1 protein-coding gene is annotated in these 494 nt (G+C 50.6%); it reads left to right on the top strand.

What is annotated here, in order from left to right; all coding sequences use genetic code 11:
• Window positions 1-494 (top strand): hypothetical protein (locus tag O4H47_RS18215; RefSeq protein WP_269395378.1); only part of this gene is annotated, 494 nt, incomplete at both ends.

Here is a 494-nt window from a genome sequence, read left to right as displayed (position 1 = left end):
CAGACAGTTGCACTTGAGCGGATCAACAATGTGCTGACGCCTGCGATTGAGCACATTCAAACGGTTCAAGATAAGGGTTTTCTGCTTGCGCATTCCCCTAGCAATGTCGCTTTGTTGGATGGGGAAACACTTGTCTTTCAAATTGAAAGCGAGGCGGAGCGGTCCCTATTTACACCGTCGCCGTTTCTGTCGATTACTAGAGAAGCCAACGCCACAGATATTGGTATTGCACGTCGGATTGGCTGGGACGCCATTTCTGGTGATCTAACGGTCCAAATTGAAGCTGCTTTTGGTGATGGCATTGCCCATGATGATTGGGTGATTTCCGCAACTGCTGGTGTGGCTGAAGCGCAGCGCAGTATGCTGGATGAAGTGCGTGTAAAGCATGGAGAGGTGACCACCAAGTCTGGTGAGGTAAGCACCAAACACGGTGAAACACTTTTAGCTGCAACTGTTGCGGTCGATGCAAAAGATGCGGCTGAAACGGCGGCTGA

The sequence above is a fragment of the Maritalea porphyrae genome, from assembly GCF_027213965.1.
Classification (GTDB): Bacteria; Pseudomonadota; Alphaproteobacteria; order Rhizobiales; family Devosiaceae; genus Maritalea; species Maritalea porphyrae_A.
The sequence above is the reverse complement of the archived record's forward strand: the minus strand, read 5'-3'. Positions and strand labels throughout refer to the sequence as shown.